This window comes from Acinetobacter stercoris (genome assembly GCF_900323515.1).
Classification (GTDB): Bacteria; Pseudomonadota; Gammaproteobacteria; order Pseudomonadales; family Moraxellaceae; genus Acinetobacter; species Acinetobacter stercoris.
Window position 1 is genome coordinate 1 of the sequence record NZ_OOGT01000223.1, and the last position, 6,240, is coordinate 6,240.

The 6,240-nt window shown below is 38.0% G+C and carries 5 protein-coding genes; 1 reads left to right on the forward strand and 4 read right to left on the reverse strand.

The window, feature by feature from the left end:
- Positions 1 to 169: 169 nt before the first annotated feature.
- The 4 genes from KPC_RS17020 to KPC_RS17035 all read right to left on the reverse strand — a co-directional run bounded on the left by KPC_RS17020 (position 170) and on the right by KPC_RS17035 (position 5,177).
- The gene (locus KPC_RS17020) at positions 170 to 1,744 is read right to left on the reverse strand and encodes an aldehyde dehydrogenase (NADP(+)) (RefSeq protein ID WP_121975543.1); all 1,575 of its coding nucleotides are present in this window, start codon (positions 1,742 to 1,744) and stop codon (positions 170 to 172) included.
- A 126-nt stretch (positions 1,745 to 1,870) separates the two neighbouring features.
- Entirely contained in the window at positions 1,871 to 2,806 is a 936-nt protein-coding gene (locus KPC_RS17025) for a dihydrodipicolinate synthase family protein (RefSeq protein WP_121975544.1), read from the reverse strand.
- Between the two features lie 343 nt (positions 2,807 to 3,149).
- A complete protein-coding gene (locus KPC_RS17030; protein ID WP_121975545.1) occupies positions 3,150 to 4,130 on the reverse strand; it encodes an NAD(P)-dependent oxidoreductase in 981 nt (326 codons plus the stop codon).
- 30 nt (positions 4,131 to 4,160) lie between these two features.
- Positions 4,161 to 5,177 carry an Ldh family oxidoreductase gene (locus KPC_RS17035; protein WP_121975546.1) on the reverse strand — a complete coding sequence of 339 codons (1,017 nt, stop codon included), beginning with the start codon at positions 5,175 to 5,177 and terminating at the stop codon, positions 4,161 to 4,163.
- Positions 5,178 to 5,463: 286 nt separating this feature from the next.
- Here KPC_RS17035 and KPC_RS17040 point away from each other — a divergent pair, with 286 nt between their 5' ends.
- Positions 5,464 to 6,141, forward strand: a complete 678-nt coding sequence (locus tag KPC_RS17040) for a GntR family transcriptional regulator (RefSeq protein WP_121975547.1) — start codon at positions 5,464 to 5,466, stop codon at positions 6,139 to 6,141.
- Positions 6,142 to 6,240: the final 99 nt, after the last annotated feature.

Below are 6,240 nucleotides of genomic sequence, written 5' to 3' on the forward strand. Positions count from 1 at the left end.
GATAAACAATTTTCAAAAACTGAGTAAATAAAATTTTAATTACTTCCTTGAGGAAACATCTAAACTTTCTGAGAGTATTTTAAAGCCAAAATGTAAAAATAATTCAAGCCCGAACTAATTGTTGATTGATTCGGGCTGATTATTCTATAAGACATTAATGCTATGTGAATTATTCTCGTTCACCATTTATCAAACGGGATAATTTCAATGGATTTGATTGCTTAATAGCATCAGGCAATAGATCATCCGGGAAGTTTTGATAACATACAGGTCTTAAAAAACGGAAAATCGCTGCTGTTCCAACAGATGTTGTTCTTGCATCCGAGGTTGAAGGATATGGACCGCCATGAACCATTGCATCACAAACCTCAACGCCAGTTGGCCAACTATTAATCAGGATACGCCCAACCTTACGCTCTAAAACTGCTAATAGACGTTGTGCATCTTCCATATCATTTTGATCCATATGTAGGGTTGCAGTTAATTGACCTTCGAGTTGCTCTATAACCAGCTTTGCCTCATCCATGTTTTTACATTCGATAATGATTGATGCAGAACCAAACATTTCACTTTGCAATAGTTCATTATTTAAGAAATCAATTGCATCTACACTAAAGAGGTGTGTTTGGCATTGGTTTTGATCCGGACTAACAAGTCCCTTTGCTAATAGAGAAACCTTATTTTGTTGTTCAATCGTGTTTACACTTTTTAAAAATGCTTGAAAAATACCCGGTGTAAGCATGGTCTGGGACATACTTTGTTGTACTGCTTCTGTAGCTGACTTTTTGAAAATATCGAGCGCTGGACTTTTTATCGCAATAACTAAACCAGGATTGGTACAGAATTGACCCGCACCTTGAGTCAATGAATGAACAAAAGCCTGTCCTAAAGTATCCGGATTATTTTCAAGCATCGAAGGTAACAAAACGACAGGATTGATAGAACTCATTTCAGCATAAACAGGGATTGGCTCAGAACGATTCTGGGCAATTTTCATTAATGCAGTACCGCCATTACGGGATCCTGTAAATCCAACAGCTTTAATATACGGATGTTCAACCAGTGTCGAGCCGATAATATTCCCTGCACCATAGAGTAATGAAAAAACTCCTTCGGGAAGATTACACTGTTTAACTGCCTGCTGGATCGCTTTCCCTACCAATTCACTTGTTCCCGGATGCGCACTATGTGCTTTAACTACAACAGGGCATCCTGCTGCGAGTGCAGATGCTGTGTCGCCACCAGCAACAGAAAATGCAAGTGGGAAATTACTTGCACCGAATACCGCTACAGGTCCAAGAGCTATGTGTTGTTGACGTAAATCAAAACGTGGCACAGGTTGACGATTGGGTAATGCTTCATCAACTCTGATATCTAGCCATTCACCCGCGCGAATGGTTTTTGCAAATAATCTAAGTTGACCGCAAGTTCGACCTCGTTCACCTTCTAAACGGGCACGGGTTAAACCTGATTCATCCATTGCTCTTTGAATGAGGAGGTCACCAATATTTTCGATATTTTCAGCAATGGTTTCTAAAAAAATGGCACGTTCTTCAACGCTTTTATTACGGTATATATCAAAAGCTTGCCAGGCAAGAGTACATGCCTGATTGACATGTTCTTGGGTTCCACCTAAATAAGCAGGATCTAATGTCTGATTATTTGCTGGATTGATTGCATAAATAGCTTGATTAATACCTTTGACATTGTTTTGCCCAATGAGCATTTCACCTGAGAGGTTCATACGAAATCCTTTAAGTGTGAGAAGAAATGCTTTCTTCTAAATCTATTTTGAAATGGGTTTAATTAAAGTAAAGACAAAAGAGGCTAAGTAAACTTAGCCTTTTAGGTTGATATCAAGTCATGGGTTTTATAGTTCAGATGACCAGTTACGATACCAGTTACGGAATAATTCATATTGTGTTTCAACGTAGTTGCGCTGGGAGTCGCTTAATACATCAGTTTCATTGAAATGCAATTGGTATTCTTTGTCGCCGTTTAGAACCATTAAATATTTGTAATAAAGAACCAGATCAGTACCTTCATCGAATGATGAGAGAACGCCTAGCGCTTCTTCCAGTTCTTGGGCTAAACGACGAGCTTTTGCATCACCAGTCGTTGCTTTTTTACACAGTTCAACTAAGTGCAGGATTTCTTTAGGTAGTGCATTACCAATGCCTGTGATTGCCCCTGTTGCATTGCAGTTGACGAAACCATGATATACGTGTGTATCAACACCTGCCATCAAGGTAACATTTTCATCTTTTGACGTAATAAACTCTGCTGCATAACGCATATCTGCCGCGCCACCAAATTCTTTAAAGCCGATAAGGTTTGGATATTGGTTACGTAGCTCAAAAAACAAATCTGCACGAGTTGCAAAACCATAATGTGGGCTATTGTAAATTACAGCAGGAATGTTTGGAGCCGCCTCTAAGATCGCAGAAAAATGTGCTTTTTGCGCGGTTACAGATGTGCCGCGAGAGAGCACACGAGGGATGACCATGAGTCCTTGGGCACCAACTTTTTGGGCATGTGCTGCATGCGATACAGCTTCTTTACTGTTTACAGCACCAGTACCAACAATGGTCGGGATTTTTGCGGCAACCAGACGAGCAACACCTTCTTGGCGTTCAGCTTCTGTTAATAAAGGCCAATCTCCCATAGAACCACAGTAAACAACTGCACTCATACCTGCATCAATGAGTTCTCGTCCTTTTTTGACTAAAGCATCGAAATCCGGTTTGCGTTCAGCAGTACAAGGTGTCATTAACGCCGGAATACATCCTGTAAAGATATTACTCATAATTGTTCCTCAGTTATAAATTTAGCTCAGTGTCTAGCTAGGCTGTTGATCTCTTACACACCGAAGCGGTAATGGTTTTAATAGATCACAATATTTCTTAATTATTATATCGTATACGATATACAATAAAAATAAAAGTCTTAAAATATAAATTTGTCAAAATTAAAAAAGGGGTGGGGCGAGTGTTAATTTTTGAGAATAATGGATAGATAGCTGTAGTTCACTTAGATAACTTTACGTCATGATGTTTTTAATAAAATTATATTTATTAATATCTTATTTATGCTGGAAATACATTTAAGTTGTATGGTCTATACTGTTAAAGCATAGACCAACAAAAAAATTAAACCAGATTTTGATCTATGCCTGTCATGTTCTTATTAATATTGTCTTGTAAAATATCAAATAGCAGTTGTTGGGCTTCATCTGTCGCCCATGCGATGTGACCTGTAATAAGTACATTGGGGTGTTGAATATTCAAGAGGGGATGGTTTGCTGCGGGAGGCTCTTGAGTTAGAACGTCAGTTGCAAAACCTGAAATTAAATGATTTTCTAAAGCCAAGACCAGATCTTGGTCATTGACCAAACCACCACGCCCTAAGTTAATCAAAACACTGGTCTTTTTCATTTGTTTCAAAACAGCTAAATTAATCAGATTTTGAGTCTGTTCATTGAGTGTGCAGTGTAAAGATAATATATCCGCTTGTTGTATTGCCTCATTGAAAGGAATGTAACCCTCTCGACAATGTTGGGCATTTTTCCTTTCACTAAAGATTACCCTCATACCAAATGCTTTAGCTTTTTCTGCAAGAGATAAACCAATATTGCCCTTGCCGATAATGGTCAAGGTTTTATTTTTCAGTTGTTTCATGGGCGCAGCAAGGCAAAAAGCTGTCTGTCTAGATGACCATACACCTTGTTCAATCACATTGATTTGTTGTTTAAAATTCTTGATTAAATTAATCATGAATGTAAATGCATGTTCAGCAACGGCATCTGTCGCTTGCCCTCGAATATTACAGACTTTTACCCCGTGTTTTTTTAACAAGGGTAAATTTATGTGATTAAAGCCAGTTGAGCAAAGTGCGACCAGTTTTAGATTCGGGTTATTTTGTAAAATCTGTTCATCTATATTTAAGTCACTGAGAATGATTACGTCTTGATCATGTACTTTTTCATAAAACTGTTTCTGATCAAGTTGTTGATATTCAGTATATTCATGTGGAAAATCAAAGTTGAACTTTTGATTTAACAGGACATATTTTTCAGTACAGGTGATTTTCACAGTGCTTACCTTGTATTTTATAGAAAATGTATAATTCATTTAAAAATAAGTCGTTAAACATTATTTACTTTATTCGGACTGTAAATATTTCATTAAATCATCATATAAATTTTTCTGAATCTTGATAGTTTGTGTCTTGGTCGCTTTTTTGCGAGCTTCATATCTTCTTTGAGAGGGAAGTCGTGCTCCTTGTTCCATGTATCCATGAAATAGTTTTTCAGCACGATCCAGATGTTCTTGGTAGTTTTTCCCTAAAATTGTTTCAGGTGAAAAAGCAATAATGAGCTCTCCACCAAAGGGGGATGAACCTGTTTGATCATCATATTCAATAGACTCGGTGCTGAGTAAGTCACCGATAAGCGGTCCTGCAAGCAATTCGACCATGGTGGCTAAGGCGGAACCTTTATGTTCACCAAAGGTGAGCATTGCACCATTTTTAAGTATCTTTAATGGATCCGTCGTCGATTTGCCATTTTCATCAACTCCCCAACCTTTCGGGACTTGGCGATTATTACGTAGATAAAGTTCAATTTCTCCACGTGCTACAGCAGTTGTGGCAAAGTCAAAAATATAAGGATTTTGATTTAAACGTGGCCAACCAAAAGCAATAGGGTTTGTTCCAAATAACGGTTTGCTTCCACCCGTGGGAGTAACCCAGGCGTGATTTGATGTACAGGCAAAGCCGACCAGCCCTTGTTGGGTAATGAGTTCCATTTCATACCATAGCGCTGAAAAGTGCACACAGTTATTGAGTGCCATCATAGCAATACCGTATGTTTTAGCTTTATCTATAAGGAGGGGAATACCCTGTTTTAGCGCTAGAGGAGCCATTGCCTTTTGTGCATCAACTTTTAAGATAACAGGTGTCTGATGCTGAAAAACAGGGAGAGCATCTGCAGAAGCCTTGCCTGATTTTAGAGTATGGATACAATTTAACAGGCGGTATAAACCATGTGATGCACACTCATCCATTTGCCCTTTGAGTACGACATCTGTAATTGCCTCGATATGGGCTGGACTATAATCAGCCTTTGTTAATACTTTTCTTGTAAGTTCCCTAGCTTGACGAATACTGAGTTCAATCATGATCATTCCAAACCGAGCAAATATTACAGTCTGACTGGGATTTCTGAAAATGACTTGATCGAAATGATTAGATATTGTGACGATTTCAGCATAGTCACATTATCATCTTGTTTATTAAAACGTATAAAGTATACTTTTAATATGAGTTTATTGGATATTTATCGCAATTATATTTTGATTAAAGAACAGTTCATGTACCTGTTTATTTAAAATCATATGAAGAATGCTATGATTTAGATTCCAATTTCATGTTTTGTTTTTAACATTTTGATTTAACGAGAGTATTTTGACACTTCCAACTTTTAATGTATCTAATCTTGGCGCAATGCCTTCTGTATCGGAAGTGATCGTCAAGCATATAAGAGAAGCGATTGTTTCTGGACAGATTGCTGAGGATGATCCTATCCGTCAGGATGAAATTGCAAAATTATTCAATGTCAGCAAAATCCCAGTACGTGAGGCTTTGAAACAGCTGGAAGCTGAGGGGCTAGTCGAATTTAAAAAAAATCGTGGAGCGATTGTTACTCGTATTTCAGAAGAAGAATTGGCACAAATCTTTGAAGTGCGTGTCATGCTGGAAACAAAGCTGATTCGATTAGCTGTTCCCAATATGACTGATGAAACTTTTGCAAATGCAGAACAGATTTGTAGTGCCTTTGTCGATACCATGGATATAGGGAGCTGGACGACACTAAACTGGCAATTGCATGCCTGTTTATATGAACCTGCGCAGCGTCCATATATGCTCAGTTTGATTCGGTCTATTTACGATAAGATTGAGCGTTATCTCAGATTACAGATGAGTGTCGCAGCAGGTAAATCCCGAGCAGATCAAGAGCATAAGGACATCCTTCAGGCGTGTAAAAACAAAGATGTTGAACTCGCAGCTCGTCTTATCGAAGAGCATATCAATGGGGTATGTCAATCTTTGTATGATTATCTACCTTCACATGCTTCAAAGTAACATCAGGTATGCATACAAAAGGTCAGATCAACCTTTATCTGACTTTTAACATTAAATATTATTTTTTCAAGTTCTTATTTTAGCTAGTCACTATAAAGA